The sequence below is a fragment of the Methylorubrum populi genome, assembly GCF_002355515.1.
Classification (GTDB): Bacteria; Pseudomonadota; Alphaproteobacteria; order Rhizobiales; family Beijerinckiaceae; genus Methylobacterium; species Methylobacterium populi_A.
The window spans coordinates 4,885,654-4,907,129 of sequence record NZ_AP014809.1; the positions used below are offsets into that span (position 1 = coordinate 4,885,654).

Consider the following 21,476-nt stretch of genomic DNA (forward strand, 5'->3'; position numbering starts at 1 on the left):
TAGAATAGCAATTTGCTATCGAATGCAGGCGCAATTCGGATGATCGCCGGCTCTCTCCCGCACTCTCACCGCCCAGTGCGCGCCGCCCGCCACAGCCGCCAGAGGCGGCGCCAGCGGGGGATCTCGATCACGCTGTTGAGCGGGTCGTAGCCGGGGCGCTCCATCGCCGCGAGATAGGGCTCGACCAGCGCCGTCGGCAGGTAGGCGGGCCGGGCGGCCGGCGCGATGGTGGCGCGGGCGGCCTCGCAGGCGGCGAGATGGCGGCGCGCCAAGGCCCGCAGCTCGGCGCAGGTGCGCACGAGGCCGGGTCCGCCGCGGCCCGAGACGATGTCCTCGCGGGTGACCCCGTTCTGCCGCAGCAGGTCGCCCGGCAGGTAGACCTGTCCCTGGCGCGCGTGCCAGGGCAGAGCCCGCAGGAGGCCGGTGATGCCGTAGGCGACACCGGCATGGCCGGCCGCCGCCGCGCCGCCGGGCTCGGCCCCGTCGGCGAGCACGAGGCCGGAGAGGCGGATCAGCGCCGAGGCGGTCTCGCCGCAATAGCCCTCCAGATCGTTCACCCGGGGCATCGGGTCGTCGTAGAGGTCGAAGACCCGGGCATCGATCAGGTCGACGAAGGGCTGGCGCCCGAGGCGGCGGGTGACGATGGCGTCCTCCAACGCCGCGGCGACGGGATTGGCCCGCACGTCGCCCCGCGCCTCGCCCTGGAGCGCGTCGCGCCACCATTGCAGCCGGATCTCGCCGGCCATCGGGTTCGAGGCCGCCTCTCGCACGCGGGCGATGGTCAGGCTGAAGGCGGCCAGCGCGAACAGGTGCGGCCGGAAGGCGGCCGGCGCGAACAACGTCGCGAAGTAGCGGTCGGGGTCGCCCGCGCGCACCAGCTCCTCGCAGTGCCGGAAGGCGAAGGCGAGCCCGCCATTGCCGGCCTCCGGGCTCGTCTCGGTTCGGGTCTCGGGGCGCGTCATGGAGCGGGGCTCATGCGGCGTTCTAAGGCTCAAGCAACGGCGATCAGCGCGGCCGCGACCTTGCGGTTCTCGGCCATCAGGATGTTGTAGGTGCGCGCCGCCGCCCCCGTCTGCATGGTGTCGAGGCCGATACCCGCGGCCTTGAGGCGCTGGCGCAGGGCCTCGGGCAAGAAGACGATATCGGCGCCGGTGCCGATGAGGAGCAGTTCGATGGCCTCGGCCTCGGCGAGGACGGGCGACAGGCTCGGCCCGTCGATGGCGGAGGGCGCGCTCACATCCCAGGCGCGCACGCCCGAGGGCAGCAGCAGGATCGAGCCGCGATGGGACATCTGCCCGAAGCGGAAGCCGCCATTGCCGTAGGCGTCGATGCCGTGGCGGCCGGGCAGGAAGCCGTCGTGGATCTGCCCCGGTACCCGTCCCTCGCTCACGCCGCGTCTCCCCTCATCGCGTCCCGGACGAAATCGGACGCGCCGGCGCCGCCCTCGACCGCCGCGGCTGCGGGGACCGTGTCGAACCGGTATCCCGCGGCGCGCCGCACGCCCCGCCCTACTCCGCCGCCTGCGGCAGGCCGGATTCGCGCTGCGACGCCTTCGCCCCCGAGAGACGCAGGCCGATATAGATCAGTGCCGGCGTGGAGACGAAAATCGCCGAGTAGGTGCAGATCACCACGCCGCAGAGCATCACCACGGCAAACCCCTTGATCGCCTCGCCGCCGAACAGCACCAGCGCCACCAGCGACAGCGTGGTCGAGAGCGAAGTCATCACCGTGCGCGACATGGTGGAGTTGATCGAGAGATTCAGCAGCTCGACCACCGGAATGGTCTTGTAGCGGCGCATCAGCTCGCGGGTACGGTCGAACACCACCACCGTCTCGTTGAGCGAGTAGCCGACGATGGTCAGGATCGCGGCGATCGAGGTCATGTTGAACTCGATGCGGGTGATGATGAAGATGCCCACCGTGAGCACGATGTCGTGCAGGGTGCCGACGATGGCGCCGAGCGCCAGCTCCCGCTCGAAGCGGAACCACAGGTAGAGCAGCACCGCCAGCACCGAGAGGACCACGCCGATCGTGCCGGACTGCACCAGCTCGCCGGAGACGCGCGGGCCCACCGTCTCGGTGCGGCGGAAATCGTACTGCGCGTCGAAGGCGGCATGCGCCTTCTGCATCACCGCGGTCTGGCCCTGCTCGCCCGGCTGGAGCGGAAAGCGCACCAGCACCTGCCCCTGGCCGCCGAGTTCCTGCACCTCGGTCTCGCCGAAGCCGAAGCCGTTGGCGGTGTGGCGGATCTCGGCGACGTCCGCCGTCTGCCCGGGTTTGGCCTGCAGCTCGACCAGGGTGCCGCCCTTGAAATCGATGCCGAAATTGAGCCCGACCGTGACGAACAGCAGCACGGTCACCACCGACATCACCGCCGAGAGCGGGAAGGTGACGCGCCGGAACCGCATGAAGTCGAAATGCGATTCGTCGGGCCAGAGGCGGAGCAGGCGCATGGTCGGTCTCGGATCATGAAGGCCGGCGCGCCGCGCCTGAGCCTTCGAAGCGGTGTCCGCGGCCCGCTTCATGCGGACCGCCTCAAATCCCCGGGCGGGGGTCGATCAGAACGGCAGGGCCTTGGGCCGGAACCAGTTGTACCACACCGCGATCATCATGCGGGTCAGGGTCACGGCGGTGATGACGGTGGTGAGGATGCCGAGGATGAACACCACGGCGAAGCCCTTCACCGGGCCGGAACCCATGAAGAACAGGAGCAGGGCGGCGATCGCCATGGTCGAGTTCGAATCGATGATGGTGGCAAACGCCCGGTCGAAGCCCGCCTGGAGCGCCGAGACCAGGGACCGTCCGGCGCGGGATTCCTCGCGCATGCGCTCGTAGATCAGCACGTTGGAATCGACCGCGGTGCCGATGGTGAGCACGATGCCGGCGATGCCGGGCAGCGTCATCGTCGCCTCCAGCACCGACATCAGGCCGAGGATCAGGCCCACATGGACGATGAGCGCGATGTTGGCGATGAAGCCGAAGGTGCCGTAGGTCGCGAACATGAAGGCGATGACGAGCCCGGCGGCGACCAGCGTCGCCATCTTGCCGGCCTCGATCGAGTCGCGGCCGAGGCCGGGGCCGACGACGCGGCGCTCGACCACGGTGAGCTTGGCCGGCAGCGCGCCCGCCCGCAGCAGCACCGAGAGGTCGTTGGCGTCCTTGACGGTGAAGTTGCCGGTGATCTGGCCCGAGCCGCCGGTGATCGCCGAGCGGATCACGGGGGCCGACTGGATCACCCCGTCGAGCACGATCGCCATCCGGCGGCCGACATTCTCCGAGGTCGCCTGACCGAAGCGCTGGGCGCCGCGCAGGTTGAACTTGAAGCTCACCATCGGCTCGTGGGTCTGCGGGTCGAAGGCGGGCTGGGCGTCGGTGAGATCGCTGCCATCGGCCATGACGCGGCGCTCGACCGGCACCTTGGCGCCGCCCTCGTCCTTCGAGGGCAGCAGATCGACGTCGCCGGAGGGCGAATCGGCCAGCATGCGGAATTCGAGCTTGGCGGTCTTGCCGAGCTGGTCCTCCAGCTCCTGCGGGTTCTGCAGGCCGGGCACTTGGACGAGGATGCGGTCGGCGCCCTGCTGCTGGATCGACGGCTCCTTGGTGCCGCCGAAATCGATGCGCTTGCGCACCACTTCGATCGCCTGGGTGACGGCGCGGCGGGTGCGGTCGTTGACGCCGGCATCCGTCAGGACGAGCTGGATCGTGCCGTTCTCGGCCTCGTTGACCGTCAGCGTCTGGCCGCCGGCGGCGAGCGGATTGTTGATCGGCTGGGCGAGCTCGCGCAGCTTCGGCATCACCTTGGCGCGGGCCGCCGCATCGGGGATGCGCAGCTCCACCCCGCGGTTGATCACGCGGATGCCGCCCTCGGGCGAGACGGAGGCCTCGCGCAGGATGCGGCGCACGTCGTCGCGCAGGCCCGTGACCATCGAGCGGACGAGGTCGGGCTGGTCGATTTCCAGGAGGATCTGCGAACCGCCCTGGAGGTCAAGGCCGAGCACGATCGCCCGGGTCGGCACCATCCACTGGATCGGCTTCGGCAGTGCGTTGACGAAGGCCTCGCGCTGCTCCTTCGAGAAAAAGCTCGGCACCGCGAGGCTCAGACCGATCAGGATGATGGCCAGGGTCGCGAAAATCTTGGTTCTCGAGAAGCGCAGCATCCGCCCGGTTCCGACTTTTCTGTCATGGGTGCCGGGCGTTTGAGGACCGGCACGCGCGTGTGGCGCCTCAGGAGGCCTTGACCGGGGCGCCCTTGACGCGGACCTCGGAGATCATCGTGCGCACCACCTTCACGCGCACGTTCGGGGCGATCTCGACCTCGATCTCCGAGGCGTCGTCCGCGACCTTGGTGACCCGGCCGACAAGGCCGCCCGTGGTCACGATGGTGTCCTCGCGGCGGACGTTCTTCACCATGTTCTGGTGATCCTTGAGCCGGCGCTGCTGCGGGCGCAGGATCAGGAAGTACATGATCACGAAGATCAGGACGAAAGGTACGAATTGCAACGCGACATCCGCGCCGCTTCCGGCACCGGCTCCTTGCGCGAAGGCGGGGGTGATCAACGCCGAACACTCCTGATCGAGGGCATGCGGCCCGTGAGGCCCGGCGACGCCGGAGCCTTGCGACGACGAGCCTGCCGAAAAGCGCGCGGACTATAGCGACGGGCGATTCGAAAGCAACGGCAGGGTGGTGCATCCGCCGCCGCGGTCCGGTGGTTCCCCTTTCGTCCGCCCTCGGCCTAAAAGGCGCCACCGCAGCGAGGGCCGCCGCCCTCCCCCCGCAACCGGACCCGCCCATCATGGCCGCAGAGCCGACGCCCGCCGACCTTCTCCCGCTCCTGGAACGGATCGCCGCAGCCCTGGAGCGCGCCGCCCCGCCCATCGTCCCGAAGGTGGATACGAGTGCCGCCGACGCCTTTCTCTGGGGGCCCGAGCGCCGGCTGATCGCGGTGCCGCGGGTCAACCGGGTCGAGATCGGCATCCTCACCGGCATCGACCGGGCCCGCGACATATTGGTCGAGAACACCGAGCGCTTCGCCCGCGGACTGCCTGCCAACAACGCCCTGCTGTGGGGCGCGCGCGGCATGGGCAAGTCCTCGCTGGTCAAGGCGGCCCATGCCGAGATCAACGCCCGGCGGCCCGAGGGCGCGCTACCGATGAAGCTCGTGGAGATCCACCGCGAGGACATCGAGGCCCTGCCGGAACTGATGAGCCTGCTGCGCAACGACCCGCACCGCTGGCTGGTTTTCTGCGACGACCTCTCGTTCGACGCCGACGACACCTCGTACAAGTCGCTCAAGACGGCGCTGGACGGCGGGATCGAGGGCCGGCCCGGCAACGTGCTGTTCTACGCCACCTCGAACCGGCGCCACCTGCTCGCCCGCGAGATGGTCGAGAACGAGCGCTCCACCGCGATCAATCCCGGCGAGGCGGTGGAGGAGAAGGTCTCGCTCTCCGACCGCTTCGGCCTCTGGCTCGGCTTCCACAAATGCAGCCAGGACGAATATCTGGCGATGATCCGCGCCTACGTGGAGCGCCACGGTCTCAAGGCGGAGCCGGACCGGGTGCGGGCCGAGGCGCTCGAATGGGCCACCACCCGCGGCTCGCGCTCGGGGCGCACGGCGTTCCAGTTCATCCAGGATCTGGCGGGGCGGCTCGGGCAGCGGCTCGACGGCTAAGTTTTTCAGACGCTCCAGTTCGCTGCGCCCCCCTCCCCGCAGGCGGGGAGAGGGCCAAAAACAAAACGGCGGCTCCTCGCGGAGCCGCCGTTTCCGTTTGACGTCAGGAGAAAACTCAGCCGCCGAGATGGGGCATCGGATCGACCGGGGTCGCGCCCTTGCGCAGCTCGAAATGGAGCTGGGGCGAGGTGACGTTGCCGGTCGCGCCCGACTTGGCGATGGTCTGGCCGCGCTTCACCTTCTCGCCGGGGCGCACGTCCAGCTCGCCGTTATGGGCGTAGGCCGAGACGTAGCCGTTGTTGTGCCGCACCAGAACCAGCTTGCCGTAGCCCTTCACGTCGGAGCCGGCATAGGCGACCGTGCCGTCCTCGGCGGCCTTGACCGGGGTGCCCTCGGGCACGGCGATGTTGATGCCCTCGTTGCCGCTCGAGCCGTAGCCGTTGATGATCCGGCCCTTGGCCGGCCAGCGGAACGACTCGGCCGGCGCCTGCGGGGCCGCCGCGGCAGGGATCGGGGCCGAAGCATCGGCGCTGGCGACCTTCACCGGGGCGGCTTCCTTCGCGGGCGCCTTGGCGGCTTCCTTGCTCTCCTTGGCGGCGGCCTTGGCGGCCGCTTCCGCGGCGCGGGCCTCGGCGAGCTTCTTGGCGGCGTCCGCCTTGGCCTGCTTGGCCTCGGCCTCCGCCTTGCGAGCGGCCTCCGCCTTTGCTGCCTCCTTGGCGACGTCCTTCGGATCGGGCTTCGTCTCGGCCTTGACCGTCTTCTCAGCGCCCTTCTGGCCCGGACGCGGATGCGCCTTGGCGTCGGCCACCTTCTTCGCTTCCGCGAGCTTCTTCGACTGCGCCGCCTTCTCCGCGGCCTTGGCCTCGGCCGCCTTCGCCTCGGCGATCTTGGCTGCGGCGGCTTGGCGCTCGGCCTCGCGGCGGGCGTCGGCCGCCTTCGCGGCGGCAGCCTCGGCGGCGCGCTTCTCCGCGGCCTTTTCGGCGGCCTTGTCGACAGGCTTGCCGAACTGGAGCTTGGGCTGCGGCGCCGGGGCGCGCGGCGTCATCGCGCGGCCCGAATCCGGGTTCAGGCCCGACACGCTGCTCGCCATGCCGCCCGAGATCGGTTCGGCAGTCGCCACGCGGGTCGCGGCCCGGGGCGCGGCGGCGCTCATCGCGCCGGGGCGCGGCGACAGGGCCGGGCCGGGGGCGGGCAGCGCCTGCGACTGGATCCGCGGTGTGCGGATCGCCGGGGCCGCCGCCATCTCACCCTCGCTCCCCTCCGCCGGCAGGCTGCCGGTGGCCGAGGGCTCGCCCGAAAGCGAGGCGAACGGGTTGGTGAAGGGATCGCCGAGGCGCGAGGCGTCGGACGAGCAGGCGGCGGTGCCGCCGCCGATCATTCCGATGAGGGCGAAGCGCGACAGCGTCCTCAAGCCCAGAACTTTCCCCCGAACCGGCATCGACGCACCCGTTTGAACACTGACGCAACGTGATGCGCTATTCAAACGGGATTCAGGTTAAGCAACCGTTCCCGAGATCGATGCAGGGGTCAGTTTCGCGCCTGTTCCGTAAAGGTTGAGGAATCCTGGTGACGGCGCCGGTTGCATCTTCGCTGTGCGCAGCCGTTTCCGCCCCCTCCCCGCCGCCGCGTGATCGGGCACGAGCCGCTACGGTGCGAGCGCCCGCCCCGGGGTGAGCGGGCCGAGGCGCAGGGTCGGCCCTTCCGACCGCGCAAAAGCCGCCGCGCCGTCGCGGGTCAGGGTCACCAGCCGGCTTCCCCGCCCGGTCCAGAACCCGGCGACCAGCCGCCCGCCGGATTTGAGCGCGGCGGGAAGGTGCGGGGGCAGCGCGGCGAGGCTGCCGTTCAGGAGGATGCGGTCGTAGCTGCCGCCTCGGACGACCTCCGGCGCCAGCCCGTCGGCGGTCTCGACGGCGGCGGCGTCGAAATCGTGCCCGAGATGCGCCCGCGCGGCGCGGGCAAGCCCCTCGTAGCGCTCCAGGCTGCGCACATGGGCCGCGCCCAGCCGCACCAGCAGGGCGGTGACGTAGCCCGTGCCCGTGCCGACCTCCAGCACCCGAACGCCGGGGGTGATGTCGAGGGCGCCGAGCATGGCGGCGACGATGCTCGGTGCCGTCATGGTCTGACCGCAGGCGAGCGGCAGGGCGATGTCCCGCCGGGCGTGTGTGCGCAGGGCCGGCGGGGCGAAGCGCTCCCGCGGCACTCGCTCCATCGCCCGCAGCACGGCGGTGTCGCGCACGCCCCGCTCGCGCAGCGCCAGCACGAAGGCGGCGTTGCCGGTCGCCGCTTCCAGCTCTTGCGCCGGATCCTGCGTCAGCCCGGTCGCGTCCGGCTCCTCACCCTCAGGAGGCATGGGGCCCCAGGCGGCCGCCGGATCGACCGCCTCCGCTCACGGCCGGAACGCCGCGGCGAAGCGGGTCAGTTCCGGCTCGTCGGTGAGGTCGAGCCGCAGCGGCGTCACCGAGATGCGGTTCTCGGCGATCGCCTTGAGATCCGTGCCGTTGCCGGGCTCGAACCGCGCCTTGGCGAAGGCGAGCCAGAAATAGGGATTGCCGCGCCCGTCGTGGCGGGCGTCGATCTGCAGGAGCGCCTGGTTGCGCTGGCCCTGCGCCGAGACCGCCACGCCCTGCACCTGATCCGGATCGCAATCCGGGAAGTTGACGTTGACGAGGATGCCGGGCTCGATCCCGATCTCCAGGATCTTGCGGATCACCTGCGGCCCGTGCGCGGCGGCGCAGGACCATTTCAGGTTGGCCCGCCCGCCCGCGCCGTAGGCTTGGCTCAGCGCGATCGCGCGGATGCCGAGGATGGTGCCCTCCATGGCGCCGGCGATGGTGCCGGAATAGGTCACGTCCTCGGCGACGTTCTGGCCGCGGTTGACTCCCGACAGCACCAGATCCGGCCGGTGGTCCTTGAGGATGTGCGACACCCCCATGATCACGCAGTCGGAGGGCGTGCCCTTCACCGCGAACCGCTTCTCGGAGACCTGCCGCAGGCGCAGCGGATCGTTGAGCGAGAGCGAGTGCGAGACGCCGGACTGATCGTATTCGGGCGCGACCACCCAGACGTCGTCGCTGAGCTCGCGGGCGATTCCCTCCAGCGTCTCCAGGCCCGGCGCGTGGATGCCGTCGTCGTTGGTGACCAGGATGCGCATCAGGTGTTCGGTCCCTCGATCCGGTTCAGGCCGCCCATGTAGGGCTGGAGCACCGACGGAATCGTGACGCTGCCGTCGGGGTTCTGGTAGTTTTCCATCACGGCGATCAGGGCGCGGCCGACGGCGACGCCGGAGCCGTTGAGCGTGTGGACGAAGCCGACCCCCCTACCCTCCTTGGCCCGGTAGCGCGCATTCATTCGCCGCGCCTGGAACTCGCCGCAGACCGAGCAGGACGAAATCTCGCGAAACGTCTGCTGGCCCGGCACCCAGACCTCGATGTCGTAGGTCTTCTGGCTGGCAAAGCCCATATCGCCGGTGCAGAGCGTCATCACCCGGTAGGTCAGGTCGAGTTTCTGCAGCACGGCCTCGGCGCAGGCGAGCATCCGCTCGTGCTCCTCGGCGGATTTCTCCGGCGCGGTGATCGAGACCAGCTCGACTTTGTTGAACTGGTGCTGGCGCAGCATGCCGCGGGTATCGCGCCCCGCCGCCCCGGCCTCGGCGCGGAAGCAGGGAGTGAGCGCGGTGAAGCGCAGGGGCAGCTCGTCCTCGGCCAGGATGCTTTCGCGCACGAGGTTGGTGAGCGGGACTTCCGCCGTGGGGATCAGCCAAAAGCCGTCGCCCGCCGCAAACTGGTCGTCGCGGAACTTCGGCAACTGCGCCGTTCCGAACATCGCCTCGTCGCGCACGAGAACAGGCGGCACCACTTCCGTGTAACCATGCTCGCCGGTGTGCAGGTCGAGCATGAATTGGCCGAGCGCCCGCTCCAGCCGGGCGAGCTGGCCCTTGAGCACCACGAAGCGCGAGCCGGAGAGTTTCGCGGCGGCCTCGAAATCCATCAGCCCGGTGGCCTCACCCAACTCGAAATGCTGGCGGCCCTGCACCAAGCGCTCGCGGGAGGCGTCGAAGCGGCGGTACTCGACATTGCCGTGCTCGTCGGCGCCGGGGGGAACGTCCTCCTTCGGCCGATTCGGGATCGCGGCGAGGCGCTCGTCGAGGACCTTGGCGGCTTGCGCCTGCGCCGCGTCCAGCGCCGGCGCCTCTTCCTTCAGGCGGGCGACCTCGGCCATCAATTCGGCGGCGCGGGCCTCGTCCTTGGCCTTCTTGGCGGCGCCGATCTCCTTGGACAGCGCGTTGCGCCGCTCCTGGGCCGCTTGCGCCGCCGAGACGGCGCCCTTGCGCGCATCGTCGAGGGCGATCAACTCGGCGCTCAGGGGCAAGAGGCCGCGGCGCTCCAGATCGCGGTCGAAGGCCTCCGGGTTCTCGCGGATGGCGCGGATGTCGTGCATTTCGGGGCTCTTGAGGTCTTGTGCGCGCGAGGGCCCCGCTTTGCCGCATCGCCCCCCGCATCACAAGAGCGGCCGCGCCGGCCCGCCGCGTGCCGGCGCGGCCCCCCGGTGCGCCGGTCGGGGCCCGAAGCGCCGGATTTCCGGCAAAAGTGAATGGGACGATTCGGCAAGAGTCTTTGCGAATGATCCCGCCACTCTCGCTTGTGGATCGCTGAGGTCGCCACCATTTCGTTGGAAAGTCAGCACTTTTTCGCGCTTCCGGCAGGAAGCGGCCGCCTTCGAGCCCCAGCGTGGCCGTTTCTGAGAGCAATCTATGAGAAATATAAGTGTAGGGTCCGCTTGAATTGCGCCCAACGGATTGTCTATATCAAGGGCGTCGAACACGAGGGGCCCGGCAATCGAACGGCCACCACCTCAGTTCGAGGTGAAGCGGTGATAAAGCCGACCTTCGTATTCAAATTGCTACCAGGAGACACGCCATGAAGTGGTCTGCCCCCGTCGTTGCCGAGATCTGCGTCGGCATGGAAGTCACCTCTTACGAGTCCGCCGAGATCGACACCTTCAACTGAGAAGGCGTCGCCGGTCCTAGACCGGTCCGGTTTTGATCCATTCGTCCAGCAGGAGAAACGTCATGAAGTGGTCCGCTCCCGTCGTTGCCGAGATCTGCGTCGGCATGGAAGTCACCTCCTACGAGTCCGCCGAGATCGACACCTTCAACTAAGAAGGCTGTCGCCGGGCTCATCCGGTGAAATCGAGGGCGCTGCCTGAAAGGACGGCGCCCTTTTTTCGTTCGCGGCGTCGCAACGGCAAGCGGAAAGACCCGAGGGTTCTGTCATGAACCCTCGGGTCTTTCCGCTGTTCGAGGGGCTCGCTTCGGCTTGTCCTGCACGCCACCGTCGCGAGCGTCAGCAAGGCGATCGTCGGAAAACCCGATCAGGGACGAGAGCGGATCGGGTCGAGCCGGAAGCGCGTGCAAGTCCGGTGTTCCGGACTTGCGCATTTTAGGGCGAATTCGCGCGCTTCCGCTCTCAGAGGCGGTAGCGGATCTGGTCGGTCCAGAAGCGCTCCAGCCGGGTGAGCGCCTGGTTCAGGCGTCCGAAATCGTCTTCCGAGATGCCGCCGATCGGCTGGATCGTGCGGGCGTGCTTGTCGTAGAGGCCCTGGATCAGGTCGTGGATCTCGCGGCCCTTGGGCGTCAGGCTGATGCGCACCGAGCGGCGGTCGGTCTTGGAGCGGGCGTGGTGCAGGAAACCGGCCTCGACCAGCTTCTTGACGTTGTAGGACACGTTCGAGCCGAGATAGTAGCCCTTGGAGCGCAGCTCGCTCGCCGTCAGCTCCTTGTCGCCGATGTTGTAGAGCAGGAGCGCCTGGACGCTGTTGACGTCCTCCCGGCCGCGCCGGTCGAACTCGTCCTTGATGACGTCGAGGAGACGGCGGTGCAGCCGCTCCACGAGGTGCAGCGCTTCGAGATAGGAGCCGGCGGCGCCCTGGGTCTCGGGGGTCGTCTCGGTGGTCTTGAGGGCGGTGTTGGCGGCCTTCGTGCTCATCGTGGTGCCTTCCTGTCGGTTCGTGCCGGCTCTTGCTGGCCGGCCTCGCTTATGAGGTGAACCTAGGCCGCACCGATGAAAGCCGATTTAAGCGACAGGATGAACTCGCGATTTACTTCTGTCGGTAAATGCAAAATGAAACGATGATGTTGACCTCCTGTTCAGCCTACATCGCGCGCCGCCAGCCAGGATAACACGAAGTAAACGGCGACAATGCTTGCCTGCACTGCGATCAGCGGCACCGACATCGGCAGGAGCTGCGGCGTCAGCAGCGCCAGGGTGAGCGCCGAGGTCGCGGCGAGCAGCCAGACCACCCCGCCCCAGGCGCTCGTCAGCCACAGGCCGACCGCCGCCACGAAGTCGATCACCGCGAAGTAGACGATCGCCGATTGCCGCCCCATCGGCAGGTCGGCGAACGGCGTCCGGCCGGGAATCAGGTCCAGGATCTCGCCCCAGGTGGCGAGGCCCTTGGCGAGCCAGACCAGGGCGGTGATGCGCATGAACCAGACCAGCACCACGTCCCAGCGGGTCTGCGCCCGCGGCGCGGTGCCCTCGATCCGGTCGCCATTTCCGGCACTCGGGCGCCCGCGCCCGTCGAGGGTGCTGCCCACCTTGCTCAACGCCCTCACGTCCGGTCTCCCGGGTCTGCTCCCGCGGCCGGCATTGGGCCGCAGGGGCCCTGGCTGCCGTCGAAGCGCGGGTCGGCCTCTTCGGGCGGGCCGAAGGCGGCTTCGATCTCCGCGCCGTCGACCTCTTCGAGGGAGGCGGGGCGCCAGTCCGGCCGGTTGTCCTTGTCGATGATCACCGCCCGCACGCCCTCGTAGAAATCGTGCCCGCGCATCACGCGCTCGGCCAACCGGTACTCGGCGAGGATGGCCTCGGCAAAGTCGAGGTCGCCGCCCCGGCGCATCAGCGCCTGGGCAATGATCAGGCTGGTGGGCGAACGGGTGCGGATCGTCGCCGCGCTCGCCTCCGCGAAGGTCGAGCCCTCCCGGGCCGCGGCGTCGAGGCGGGCGAGCACCTCCTCGACGGTGTCGGCGGAAAAGCAGGCATCGATCAGCGCCCGTTCCGCGACGAGAGGACCGGTCTCCATCCCCGGCGCGTCGAGGCCGTCGAGGGCGTCGGCGATCGCTCCGCCCGCCGCCAGCCGGTCGATGATCGTCTCGAAATCGGCCGCCCGCGCCGCGTGGGTCGCCAATCCCACGGCGAGCGCGTCGCCCGCGCCGATCCGGGCACCCGTCAGCGCGAGGTAGCGCCCGGTGCAGCCGGGCAGTCGCGGCAGGGCGTAGGTCGCGCCGACATCGGGAAAGAAGCCGATGCCGGTCTCGGGCATGGCGAAGCTGTAGCTCTCGGCCGCCACCCGCACGTCGCCGTGCAGGGAGATGCCGACGCCCCCGCCCATGACGATGCCCTCGATCAGGGCGATGTAGGGCTTGGGATAGGTCTTCACGGTGGCGTCGAGCCAGTATTCGCTGCGCCAGAACGCCATCACGTCGGCGTGCCGCCCGGCCCGGCCCAGGGCGTGGATCCGGCGGATGTCGCCGCCCGCGCAGAAGGCCCGCCCGCCCGAGCCGCGCACGACGACCCGGCTGATCCGCGCATCCGCGGCCCAGGCCCGGAGCTGGCGGTGCATCGCCTCCACCATCGGCAGGGTCAGGGCATTGAGCGCCCGCGGCCGCATCAGGGTGATCAGCCCGGCCTCGCCGCGTGTCTCGAAAACGATCTCGGGCTCGGCCGCATCCGCTCGCACGTCCTCTCGCACGCTACCTGGCCCACCCGACATTCCGCGCTCCACCGCCGCGCTCCTCTCCGCCACCCCGCTCCCGGGCGGACGCCCGCTGCCCGGCGGCGCGATCGTCGCGGGTACCGGCCGGGCGGGCCTCTTAGACGAAGTCCCGGCGGCAGCGTCAACGCGGCGCGCCGCATCCGGCCCGCTCTCCGCCGAGCCGCGGACGCTCGGCGGGATCTCCTCGGCGGAATGTCCTCAGCGGGAGATCTCCAGCGGGATCGCGGGAAGATCCGCAGCGAAGCGGGAGCCTGCCCTGCGGCAATGGCGCCTTTCGGGTCCAAATCGGGATGTGGTAGGCGCATCGGCCGTGGCCGCGCGTTCCGCGGCGCTCTCCCCACCGATCCGCCCTGAGGGGGAAACCTCCGGCCGCCGGACGGTTTTTGGGGATGCGAGCCTGGAATGCTTCGCCTCGGGCCATCGCCGATCGACTTGCCGTCGACCATGGCTCTGACGTCTTTAGTCGTGATGCGCGCTTTACCCCCGAGCCGGCGCACCCTTCGGCTCGAGAGCGCGCTGGAGCACCGGAGTCCTGAGGGCCATGTCAGACGCCACCCCGCGCCCGCTCGCCATCGAAACCGCGCGCGAGGCCGCACCGGGCTCGGGGCCGCTGAGCCTCACCCAGCGTCCGCGCCGCAACCGCAAGGCGGAGTGGTCGCGCCGCCTCGTGCGCGAGCATACCCTCACCGTCGATGACCTGATCTGGCCGCTCTTCGTGATCGAGGGGGAGCGGCGGCGCGAGCCGATCGCCTCGATGCCCGGCGTCGAGCGCCTGAGCGTGGACGAGGTCGTGCGCGAGGCCGAGCGCGCGGCGAAGCTCGGCATCCCGCTGGTCTCGTTCTTCCCCTACACCGAGCCGGGCCTGCGCGATGCTACCGGCTCCGAGGCCCTGAACCGCGAGAACCTCGTCTGCCGGGCGGTGCGGGCGGTGAAGCGGGCGGTGCCCGAGATCGGCGTGATGACGGATGTCGCGCTCGACCCCTATACCAGCCACGGCCATGACGGCCTGATCGAGGACGGTGCGATCCTCAACGACGAGACGGTCGCGGTGCTGGTCGAGCAGAGCCTGATCCAGGCCGAGGCCGGCACCGACATCATCGCGCCCTCCGACATGATGGACGGGCGCGTGGGCGCGATCCGCACCGGCCTCGACCGGGCGGGCTTCCGCGACGTGCAGATCATGGCCTACGCCGCCAAGTATGCCAGCGCCTTCTACGGCCCGTTCCGCGACGCCATCGGCACCAAGGCGGCGCTGGTCGGCGACAAGCGCACCTACCAGATGGATCCCGGCAACGCCTCCGAGGCCCTGCGCGAGGTGGCCCTCGACCTGGCCGAGGGGGCCGACTCGGTGATGGTCAAGCCGGGCCTGCCCTACCTCGACATCATCACCCGGGTGAAGACGGAGTTCGGCGTGCCGACCTTCGCCTATCAGGTCTCGGGCGAGTACGCGATGATCGAGGCCGCCGCCCGCAACGGCTGGCTCGACGGCGAGCGCGCGATGACCGAGAGCCTGCTCGCCTTCAAGCGCGCGGGTGCCGACGGGGTCCTGACCTACTACGCCCCCCGCGTCGCCGAGCGTCTGCGCGCGGGCGCCTGAGGGCCGGGCCGGCCGAGACGGCGGGAGCGGGACGAACGTGCTTCGGGGCCGCCGGGGCGCCGCGCTGGCGACCGCCCTCCTTTTCTGGCTCGCGGCCGGATCCGGCTGCGATACCGCGCTCGACGCGCGCCGGGCGACGCTCTGCCGCCGGGCGGTGCCGGCCTTGGCTCCCCCCGGAGCCGAGATCGACCTGCTCAGGGTCGGGCCGGGGGCGAGCCGCGGCAGCGTGCGCGTCGATTACCGCCTCGTCGGCGGGAGCGGCGCGTTGCCGAAGGCCGAGGCGACCCGGCCCCGCCATCTCGTCTGCCATTTCGGCGCGGGCGACGACCTCACCGCGCTCACGACCGAGCAGGGACCGGTGACCGGCGCCTCGCTCTACCTGCTCAGGCGCTATTATCTCGCGACGCCCGAGGCCGAGGCCGCCGATCCGGGAGCCCGATGAGGGCGGGCGGCTCGCTCCCGCCTCCTCTCGCCAGTGCCGCTCTCGCCAGGGCCGCTCTTGGCATCGCCGCGCCGTCTCCCCACTTGATCGAACGTGCACGCAACGGTCGAGGAAGCGGCGGCCATGACGGATTTCCAGCCCGGTTATCACCCCGGCTACACCAACCCGGCGGGGATGCAGGGCTCCGGCGGATTCCCGGTGCCCTACGTTCGCGCCAGTCTCGGCGGGCGCACGGTCGCCTACCTGCTCGACCTCGCCTTCATCTTCGTATTCACGGCCGTGCTCGCCACCGCGATCGCGATCCTCGGCGTGCTCACCTTCGGCTTCGCCTGGATGCTGTTCCCGATCCTCGGCATCAGCGGCATTCTCTACAGCGCGATCACCGTCGGCGGCCCCAAGCAGAGCACGCTGGGCATGCGCATGCTCGGCCTGCGGGTGGTGGCGCCCGAGAGCGGCCGGCCGGTGGATTTCCTGACGGCGGCGGTTCATGCGCTGCTGTTCTACGTGGCGATCTCGACCTTCCTGCTTTGGTGCCTCGACGTTCTGTTCGGCCTCGTCCGCTCCGACCGGCGCCTCGGCCACGACCTGCTGCTCGGCCTCGCGGTCGTGCGTGACTGATCCCTCCTTCGGCTGAGGGGATGGCGGCGGAAAGACGCCGCAAAGACGCCGCCACGGCTCATCAATCCGGTTGAGCGCCGCCGTGATCCCGCTACATTGACGGTGGCCTCGGCGTCCGATGCCGCCGGCCCCGAGGGCGAGCCTTCCGAGCGTGACGAGTCATCCGCGCGACACCCCGCAATTCTACCTCACGGCCCCCTCCCCGTGCCCCTATCTGCCGGGCCAGGAGGAGCGGAAGGTGTTCACCCACCTCGTCGGGCGCCGTGCGCGCGACCTCAATGAGATCCTGACCCAGGGCGGCTTCCGCCGCTCGCAGACCATCGCCTACCGCCCGGCCTGCGAAACCTGCCGTGCCTGCGTCTCGGTGCGGGTCGTGGTCGAGGATTTCGCCATTACCGGAAGCCAGCGGCGCATCCTCCAGCGCAATGCCGGGCTGATCGGCACGCCGGAGCCGAACCGCCCGGCCTCGGAGCAGTACGCCCTGTTCCGCCGCTATCTCGACGCCCGCCACGGCGACGGCGGCATGGTCGACATGACCGTGCTCGACTACGCGATGATGATCGAGGACAGCCACGTCGACACGCATCTCGTGGTCTACCGCGAGCGCGGCCCCGACAGCGCGATCCACGGCCGCGGTGTCGGCGCCCCGGTCGCCGTCTGCCTCACCGACGTGCTCGCCGACGGCCTGTCGATGGTCTACTCGTTCTACGATCCCGCGCAGGCCAGCCGCTCGCTGGGCACCTACATGATCCTCGACCACATCCAGCGCGCCCGCGCGCTCGGCCTCCCGTATCTCTATCTCGGCTACTGGGTCGATGGCTCCCGCAAGATGGACTACAAGGCCAAGTTCCTGCCGCAGGAGCGGCTGATGCCGCAGGGCTGGGTGCGGGTGGAGTAGCGGGCGAGCGTTGCTGCCTCAGCCGTCTGCCGCGATCACTCCTGAGTCCACTTCACCACCCGCGCCGGATTGCCGGCCACGACCGCGCAGGGCGGAACATCACGGGTCACCACCGCGCCTGCGCCGATCACCACCCCGTCGCCCACCTTGATGCCGGGCAGGAGGATCGCGCCGCCGCCGATCCACACGTCGTCGCCGATGGTGACCGGCCGGGCCGATTCCCAGAAGGCGGCCCGCGCGGCGCGGTCCAGGGGATGCTCGGCGGTGTAGATCTGCACAGCCGGGGCGATCTGCGCCCGGTGGCCGATCGTGATCGGGGCGCAGTCGAGGAAGACGCAGTTGAAGTTGCAGAAGAAGTCGTCGCCGACCGTGATGTTGCTGCCGTAGTCGCAGGCGAAGCCGGGACAGATCGTCGGGTTGCGGCCGGCCGATCCCAGGAGCTCCCGGACCACCGCCTCGCGGCCCGCCGCATGCTCGGGCTCCATGGTGTTCAGCCGCAGCAGCCGCCGCTTGGCGGCGTTGCGCAGCTCGACCAATTCCGGATCGTCGCCGCGATAGGGCTTTCCGGCGAGCATCAGCTCGCGGGCGGTCTCGGCCATGTCAGCCTCCCCAATCCGAAGGTATCAGCCGCGGCTGGCGCGGAAGGTGTCGCAGGACTTGGTCTGCCCGCTCTTATAGCCGGTCATGAACCAGCGCATCCGCTGCTCGGACGAGCCGTGGGTGAAGGAATCCGGCACGGCGTAGCCCTGCGACTTCTCTTGGAGCTTGTCGTCGCCGATGGCGCTGGCGGCGTTCAACGCCTCCTGGATGTCGCTCTGGTCGAGGGAATTCCAGCGGTCGTTGGAGTTCTTGGCCCAGACGCCGGCGAGGCAGTCGGCCATCAGTTCCACGCGCACGGAGAGCTGGTTCGCCTCCGTCTTGCTGCTCGCGTTCTGCTGGCGGTTCTGCACCTTGCCGAGGATGCCGAGCACGTCCTGCACGTGGTGGCCGACCTCGTGGGCGATGACGTAGGCGTAGGCGAAGTCGCCCTTCACGCCGAACTTCGTCTGCATCTCCTTGAAGAAGCCCAGGTCGATATAGACCTTCTTATCGAGCGGACAGTAGAACGGACCCATCGCGGCCTGGGCCATGCCGCAGCCCGATCGGGTGCCGCCCTGGTAGAGCACCATCGTGGTCGGTGTGTATTGCCGCCCGGTCTGGTTCGGCAGGATCTCCTTCCAGACGTCTTCGGTGTTGCCGAGGATTTTCGACGCGAACTGGCCGGCGCGGTCGGTCGGCGCCTCGCGGCGGCGCGCCTGCGTCTCGGGATCGACCCGCTGCTCGCGCTGCTGCCCGCCGCCGGCCATTTGCTGGGCGCCGCCGAGCAGGATCGCCGGATTGATGCCGGTGACCCAGGAGATCAGCAGCACCACGACGATGGTGCCGATGCCCAGGCCCCCCATGCCGCCGCCGGGAAAGCCGCCGCCGCCACCCTCGCCGCGCCGGTCCTCGACGTTCTCAGAGGCGCGAAAATCGTCCCAGCGCATAGAGTCTCCCGCCGCCCGCATCATGCCCGGCCTGATCCGGATGCCGGGCTTGGTTTCTAGAATGGCTGCGCGGAGGCTACGGTTCCGCTTCCGCCCGTCCCCGGGCCTACTTGCCCGGAGCGCTCCCGTCGAGGGCGCTCTTCAGCATGCGGAAGTCGCGCCAGGCCAGCCGCTTCTGCACCGGCTGGCGCAGCAGGTAGGCCGGGTGCAGGGTGGCGAGCGCACGGATCTCGCGGCCATCCCCGAAGCGGTAGGGGTAGAAGCGCCCGCGCGCTTTCAGGATGCCGTCCTTGGTGCCGGTCAGCGTCTGCGTCGCGGGCGCGCCGAGGCAGACGAGGATGTCGGGATTGGCGAGTTCGATCTGGCGCTCGACGAAGGGGCGGCAGATCGAGATCTCCTGCGGGGTCGGGTTGCGGTTGCCCGGCGGGCGCCAGGGCACGACGTTGGAGATGTAGGCGCTCGACCGATCGAGGCCGATCGCCGCCATCATCCGGTCGAGGAGCTGGCCGGAGCGGCCCATGAACGGCTTGCCGATCCGGTCCTCGTCGGCACCCGGCGCCTCGCCGACGAACATCACCCGCGCCTGCGGATTGCCGTCGGCGAAGACGAGGTTCTTGGCGGTGAAGCGCAGGCCGCAGCCCTCGAAGCCGCGCAGCAGCGCCTCCAGCTCCTCGAGCGTCGTCATCTGCGCGGCGCGCGCCCGGGCGTCGTCCGCGGCCTCGCCGGGCTTGGCGCCGGCGGCATTGCCGTAGGTGCGGGCGGGTTCCCGCGGCGGCGGATCGCGGCTCGGCAGCTCGCGCCGGAACTCTATGGGCGCGTCCTCGCCGGAGGGAGATTCCCGGCGCGGCGGCGGATCGCGGCGCGGGGCCGGCTCGGCCCGCGGGGCGGCGGCCTGGGCCGCCTCGGCCTCGGCGAAACGGTCGTGGGGCCGCTCGTCGAGGGCCGCGTCGACGCCCGCCTCGACGTGGAAGTCGAGGTAGGAGATCAGGTCGGCCCTGGCGTCGCTATCCGCGTGGTTCGCAGTCATCTTTTCCATGTGGCGTGGAAGCGCCCTGTGGACAACGTCGGATGGCGCCCGGGCGCGCCCCGCGGATCGTCGCACGGGCGCAGCCTCCGCATCCCCTGCGCCCGCCTGACGCTACCCGAACAGACTTGCCTTCCTACCTTGGAATCGCTTGAGAGACATCTTGACAATGGATAGGGCCGCAGCGGCGTAAGACGGCGTCCAACGAGCGGTTGCAGGAGGAATGAGGATGGCGTTGCCCGAACGCGAAGGCATGGATTTCGACGTGGTGATCGTCGGCGCGGGACCCGCCGGCCTCGCCGCCGCGATCCGTCTCAAGCAGCTCTCCGCGGAGAAGGGCGAGGAGATCTCGGTGGTCGTCGTGGAGAAGGGCGGCGAGGTCGGCGCGCACATCCTCTCCGGCGCCGTGGTCGATCCGATCGGCCTCGATACCCTGCTGCCCGAATGGCGCGACGATCCCGAGCGCCCGCTCAAGACGGCGGTGGAGCGCGACGAGTTCCTGTTCCTCACCAAGAACAGCGGCGTCAGCATGCCGAACCTGTTCTTTCCCAAGTTGCTGTCGAACCATGGTAATTTCGTCGGCTCGCTCTCGAACACCGTCAAGTGGCTCGGCGCCAGGGCGGAAGGGCTCGGCGTCGAGATCTATCCCGGCTTCCCGGCCTCCGAAGTGCTCTATGACGAGCGCGGTACGGTGACCGGCATCGCCACGGGTGATCTCGGCATCTCCCGCACCGGCGATCCGCGCGACGACTTCACCCGCGGCATGGAGCTTCGGGCCAAGTACACGGTGTTCGGCGAGGGGGCGCGCGGCTCGCTCACCAAGACGCTCATCGAAAAGTTCGGGCTCAACCGCAACAGCGACCACCAGAAGTACGGCCTCGGCGTGAAGGAGCTGTGGCAGCTCAGCTCCGACAAGTTCGAGCCGGGGCTGGTGCAGCACACGATGGGCTGGCCGCTGCCGAACAAGGCCGGCGGCGGCTCGTGGCTCTACCACTTCGACGACAACCTGCTCTCGGTCGGCTTCGTCACGCATCTGAACTACGAGAACCCGACCCTGTCGCCGTTCGAGGAGTTCCAGCGCTTCAAGACCCATCCGATGATCCGCGAGACGTTCGAGGGCGCCAAGCGGATCGGCTACGGCGCCCGCGCGATCATGGAGGGTGGCTGGCAGTCGGTGCCCAAGCTCGTCTTCCCCGGCGGCTGCCTCGTCGGCGATTCCGCCGGCTTCGTGAACGTGCCGCGCATCAAGGGCTCGCACAACGCGATCCTGTCCGGCATCCAGGCGGCGGACGCGATCTTCGACGCGCTGGTCGCCGGCCGCCAGGGCGACGAGCTGACCGCCTACGAGGAGGGCTGGCGCGACAGCCCGATTGGGCGCGATCTCAAGCCGGTGCGCAACGTCAAGCCGCTCTGGTCGAAGTACGGCACCCTCGTCGGCGTCGGCCTTGGCGGCCTCGACATGTGGATGAATTCGATCGCCAACGCCTCGCTGTTCGGGACGCTGGGCCACGGCAAGCCGGACTATGCCTGCCTGAAACCGCTCTCGCAGGTGACGCCGATCGTCTACCCGAAGCCCGACGGCAAGCTCACCTTCGACCGGCTCTCCTCGGTGTATCTCTCGAACACCAACCACGAGGAGGACCAGCCGCCCCACCTCAAGGTGAAGGATATGGAGCTGCAGAAGGCGTCCGAGCACGACGTCTATGGCGGTCCGTCCAGCCGCTACTGCCCGGCCGGCGTCTACGAGTGGGTCGAGGATGCCTCGGCCAGCGACGGCGTGCGCTTCCAGATCAACGCGCAGAACTGCGTCCACTGCAAGACGTGCGACATCAAGGACCCGAACCAGAACATCAACTGGGTCACCCCGGAGGGGCCGGGCGGGCCGAACTACACCAACCTGTAGGACGCAGGGCCGCCCGCGCGAGCGGA

The 21,476-nt window shown here is 69.6% G+C and carries 23 protein-coding genes; 8 read left to right on the forward strand and 15 right to left on the reverse strand.

Annotated elements, in window-relative coordinates; genetic code table 11:
- Positions 1–65 precede the first annotated feature (65 nt).
- The 5 genes from MPPM_RS22585 to yajC form a co-directional block, all read right to left on the reverse strand.
- Positions 66–962, reverse strand: coding sequence for a phytoene/squalene synthase family protein (locus MPPM_RS22585; protein WP_096486973.1), 897 nt, complete (start codon positions 960–962; stop codon positions 66–68).
- 29 nt (positions 963–991) lie between these two features.
- Positions 992–1,390, reverse strand: coding sequence for an Mth938-like domain-containing protein (locus MPPM_RS22590; protein WP_096486974.1), 399 nt, complete (start codon positions 1,388–1,390; stop codon positions 992–994).
- 118 nt (positions 1,391–1,508) lie between these two features.
- The gene (gene secF, locus MPPM_RS22595; protein WP_096487984.1) at positions 1,509–2,453 is read right to left on the reverse strand and encodes a protein translocase subunit SecF; all 945 of its coding nucleotides are present in this window, start codon (positions 2,451–2,453) and stop codon (positions 1,509–1,511) included.
- A gap of 105 nt (positions 2,454–2,558) precedes the next feature.
- Entirely contained in the window at positions 2,559–4,157 is a 1,599-nt protein-coding gene (secD, locus tag MPPM_RS22600; RefSeq protein ID WP_096486975.1) for a protein translocase subunit SecD, read from the reverse strand.
- A 67-nt stretch (positions 4,158–4,224) separates the two neighbouring features.
- Positions 4,225–4,557: a preprotein translocase subunit YajC gene (gene yajC, locus MPPM_RS22605; protein ID WP_017483888.1), complete on the reverse strand. Its 333-nt coding sequence runs from the start codon at positions 4,555–4,557 to the stop codon at positions 4,225–4,227.
- 236 nt (positions 4,558–4,793) lie between these two features.
- Here yajC and MPPM_RS22610 point away from each other — a divergent pair, with 236 nt between their 5' ends.
- Positions 4,794–5,672 (forward strand): ATP-binding protein, encoded by an 879-nt coding sequence (locus MPPM_RS22610; RefSeq protein ID WP_096486976.1) that lies wholly within the window; start codon positions 4,794–4,796, stop codon positions 5,670–5,672.
- A gap of 115 nt (positions 5,673–5,787) precedes the next feature.
- On the opposite strand, the gene MPPM_RS22615 is transcribed toward MPPM_RS22610, so the two are convergent.
- The 4 genes from MPPM_RS22615 to serS all read right to left on the reverse strand — a co-directional run bounded on the left by MPPM_RS22615 (position 5,788) and on the right by serS (position 10,109).
- On the reverse strand, positions 5,788–7,110 hold the full coding sequence (locus MPPM_RS22615; RefSeq protein ID WP_096486977.1) for a murein hydrolase activator EnvC family protein: 1,323 nt from the start codon (positions 7,108–7,110) through the stop codon (positions 5,788–5,790).
- A gap of 207 nt (positions 7,111–7,317) precedes the next feature.
- Positions 7,318–8,022 (reverse strand): protein-L-isoaspartate O-methyltransferase family protein, encoded by a 705-nt coding sequence (locus MPPM_RS22620; RefSeq protein ID WP_244573382.1) that lies wholly within the window; start codon positions 8,020–8,022, stop codon positions 7,318–7,320.
- 36 nt (positions 8,023–8,058) lie between these two features.
- Positions 8,059–8,823 (reverse strand): 5'/3'-nucleotidase SurE, encoded by a 765-nt coding sequence (surE, locus tag MPPM_RS22625; RefSeq protein ID WP_096486978.1) that lies wholly within the window; start codon positions 8,821–8,823, stop codon positions 8,059–8,061.
- Positions 8,823–10,109 carry a serine--tRNA ligase gene (gene serS / locus MPPM_RS22630; RefSeq protein WP_096486979.1) on the reverse strand — a complete coding sequence of 429 codons (1,287 nt, stop codon included), beginning with the start codon at positions 10,107–10,109 and terminating at the stop codon, positions 8,823–8,825. Before serS ends, surE begins: the two co-directional genes overlap by 1 nt.
- Positions 10,110–10,588: 479 nt before the next feature.
- Between serS and pqqA (MPPM_RS22635) the strand changes: the two genes are divergently transcribed.
- Together pqqA (MPPM_RS22635) and pqqA (MPPM_RS22640) are read left to right on the forward strand one after the other, a co-directional pair.
- Positions 10,589–10,678 carry a pyrroloquinoline quinone precursor peptide PqqA gene (gene pqqA, locus MPPM_RS22635; RefSeq protein ID WP_015857429.1) on the forward strand — a complete coding sequence of 30 codons (90 nt, stop codon included), beginning with the start codon at positions 10,589–10,591 and terminating at the stop codon, positions 10,676–10,678.
- 62 nt (positions 10,679–10,740) lie between these two features.
- Positions 10,741–10,830 carry a pyrroloquinoline quinone precursor peptide PqqA gene (gene pqqA, locus MPPM_RS22640; RefSeq protein WP_015857429.1) on the forward strand — a complete coding sequence of 30 codons (90 nt, stop codon included), beginning with the start codon at positions 10,741–10,743 and terminating at the stop codon, positions 10,828–10,830.
- A gap of 307 nt (positions 10,831–11,137) precedes the next feature.
- Here pqqA (MPPM_RS22640) and ldtR read toward each other — a convergent pair whose 3' ends face one another.
- From ldtR to MPPM_RS22655, 3 genes are all read right to left on the reverse strand, one after another.
- Complete coding sequence (gene ldtR, locus MPPM_RS22645; protein WP_096486980.1) at positions 11,138–11,656, reverse strand: transcriptional regulator LdtR; 519 nt, start codon at positions 11,654–11,656, stop codon at positions 11,138–11,140.
- A gap of 161 nt (positions 11,657–11,817) precedes the next feature.
- A complete protein-coding gene (locus MPPM_RS22650; RefSeq protein WP_096486981.1) occupies positions 11,818–12,285 on the reverse strand; it encodes a DUF6163 family protein in 468 nt (155 codons plus the stop codon).
- Positions 12,282–13,439, reverse strand: a complete 1,158-nt coding sequence (locus MPPM_RS22655; RefSeq protein WP_096486982.1) for an enoyl-CoA hydratase/isomerase family protein — start codon at positions 13,437–13,439, stop codon at positions 12,282–12,284. The genes MPPM_RS22650 and MPPM_RS22655 overlap by 4 nt, the downstream gene beginning before the upstream one ends.
- A gap of 544 nt (positions 13,440–13,983) precedes the next feature.
- On the opposite strand from MPPM_RS22655, the gene hemB reads away from it, so the two are divergent.
- The 4 genes from hemB (at position 13,984) to MPPM_RS22675 (ending at position 16,997) form a co-directional block, all read left to right on the forward strand.
- Positions 13,984–15,039 (forward strand): porphobilinogen synthase, encoded by a 1,056-nt coding sequence (hemB, locus tag MPPM_RS22660; protein WP_096486983.1) that lies wholly within the window; start codon positions 13,984–13,986, stop codon positions 15,037–15,039.
- Between the two features lie 37 nt (positions 15,040–15,076).
- Entirely contained in the window at positions 15,077–15,481 is a 405-nt protein-coding gene (locus tag MPPM_RS22665) for a hypothetical protein (RefSeq protein ID WP_096486984.1), read from the forward strand.
- Positions 15,482–15,604: 123 nt separating this feature from the next.
- Entirely contained in the window at positions 15,605–16,099 is a 495-nt protein-coding gene (locus MPPM_RS22670) for an RDD family protein (RefSeq protein ID WP_096486985.1), read from the forward strand.
- Positions 16,100–16,250: 151 nt separating this feature from the next.
- Positions 16,251–16,997: an arginyltransferase gene (locus MPPM_RS22675; RefSeq protein ID WP_096487986.1), complete on the forward strand. Its 747-nt coding sequence runs from the start codon at positions 16,251–16,253 to the stop codon at positions 16,995–16,997.
- Between the two features lie 35 nt (positions 16,998–17,032).
- On the opposite strand, the gene MPPM_RS22680 is transcribed toward MPPM_RS22675, so the two are convergent.
- From MPPM_RS22680 to MPPM_RS22690, 3 genes are all read right to left on the reverse strand, one after another.
- Positions 17,033–17,596: a sugar O-acetyltransferase gene (locus tag MPPM_RS22680; protein WP_096486986.1), complete on the reverse strand. Its 564-nt coding sequence runs from the start codon at positions 17,594–17,596 to the stop codon at positions 17,033–17,035.
- A 24-nt stretch (positions 17,597–17,620) separates the two neighbouring features.
- Complete coding sequence (gene ypfJ / locus MPPM_RS22685) at positions 17,621–18,523, reverse strand: KPN_02809 family neutral zinc metallopeptidase (protein WP_017483873.1); 903 nt, start codon at positions 18,521–18,523, stop codon at positions 17,621–17,623.
- A 106-nt stretch (positions 18,524–18,629) separates the two neighbouring features.
- Entirely contained in the window at positions 18,630–19,559 is a 930-nt protein-coding gene (locus tag MPPM_RS22690; RefSeq protein ID WP_096486987.1) for a uracil-DNA glycosylase, read from the reverse strand.
- Positions 19,560–19,776: 217 nt separating this feature from the next.
- Between MPPM_RS22690 and MPPM_RS22695 the strand changes: the two genes are divergently transcribed.
- Entirely contained in the window at positions 19,777–21,450 is a 1,674-nt protein-coding gene (locus tag MPPM_RS22695) for an electron transfer flavoprotein-ubiquinone oxidoreductase (RefSeq protein WP_096486988.1), read from the forward strand.
- Positions 21,451–21,476: the final 26 nt, after the last annotated feature.

What these genes read in the sequence shown, in the direction of transcription:
- MPPM_RS22610 (WP_096486976.1), top strand. Translation starts at nt 4,794, where the DNA reads ATGGCCGCAGAGCCGACGCCCGCCGACCTTCTCCCGCTCCTGGAACGG.
- MPPM_RS22615 (WP_096486977.1), bottom strand. Translation starts at nt 7,110, where the DNA reads ATGCCGGTTCGGGGGAAAGTTCTGGGCTTGAGGACGCTGTCGCGCTTC.
- secD (WP_096486975.1), bottom strand. Translation starts at nt 4,157, where the DNA reads ATGCTGCGCTTCTCGAGAACCAAGATTTTCGCGACCCTGGCCATCATC.
- serS (WP_096486979.1), bottom strand. Translation starts at nt 10,109, where the DNA reads ATGCACGACATCCGCGCCATCCGCGAGAACCCGGAGGCCTTCGACCGC.
- MPPM_RS22695 (WP_096486988.1), top strand. Translation starts at nt 19,777, where the DNA reads ATGGCGTTGCCCGAACGCGAAGGCATGGATTTCGACGTGGTGATCGTC.
- ldtR (WP_096486980.1), bottom strand. Translation starts at nt 11,656, where the DNA reads ATGAGCACGAAGGCCGCCAACACCGCCCTCAAGACCACCGAGACGACC.
- MPPM_RS22620 (WP_244573382.1), bottom strand. Translation starts at nt 8,022, where the DNA reads ATGCCTCCTGAGGGTGAGGAGCCGGACGCGACCGGGCTGACGCAGGAT.
- ypfJ (WP_017483873.1), bottom strand. Translation starts at nt 18,523, where the DNA reads ATGCGCTGGGACGATTTTCGCGCCTCTGAGAACGTCGAGGACCGGCGC.
- hemB (WP_096486983.1), top strand. Translation starts at nt 13,984, where the DNA reads ATGTCAGACGCCACCCCGCGCCCGCTCGCCATCGAAACCGCGCGCGAG.
- pqqA (WP_015857429.1), top strand. Translation starts at nt 10,741, where the DNA reads ATGAAGTGGTCCGCTCCCGTCGTTGCCGAGATCTGCGTCGGCATGGAA.
- MPPM_RS22670 (WP_096486985.1), top strand. Translation starts at nt 15,605, where the DNA reads ATGACGGATTTCCAGCCCGGTTATCACCCCGGCTACACCAACCCGGCG.
- surE (WP_096486978.1), bottom strand. Translation starts at nt 8,823, where the DNA reads ATGCGCATCCTGGTCACCAACGACGACGGCATCCACGCGCCGGGCCTG.
- MPPM_RS22585 (WP_096486973.1), bottom strand. Translation starts at nt 962, where the DNA reads ATGACGCGCCCCGAGACCCGAACCGAGACGAGCCCGGAGGCCGGCAAT.
- MPPM_RS22680 (WP_096486986.1), bottom strand. Translation starts at nt 17,596, where the DNA reads ATGGCCGAGACCGCCCGCGAGCTGATGCTCGCCGGAAAGCCCTATCGC.
- pqqA (WP_015857429.1), top strand. Translation starts at nt 10,589, where the DNA reads ATGAAGTGGTCTGCCCCCGTCGTTGCCGAGATCTGCGTCGGCATGGAA.
- secF (WP_096487984.1), bottom strand. Translation starts at nt 2,453, where the DNA reads ATGCGCCTGCTCCGCCTCTGGCCCGACGAATCGCATTTCGACTTCATG.
- MPPM_RS22655 (WP_096486982.1), bottom strand. Translation starts at nt 13,439, where the DNA reads ATGTCGGGTGGGCCAGGTAGCGTGCGAGAGGACGTGCGAGCGGATGCG.
- MPPM_RS22690 (WP_096486987.1), bottom strand. Translation starts at nt 19,559, where the DNA reads ATGGAAAAGATGACTGCGAACCACGCGGATAGCGACGCCAGGGCCGAC.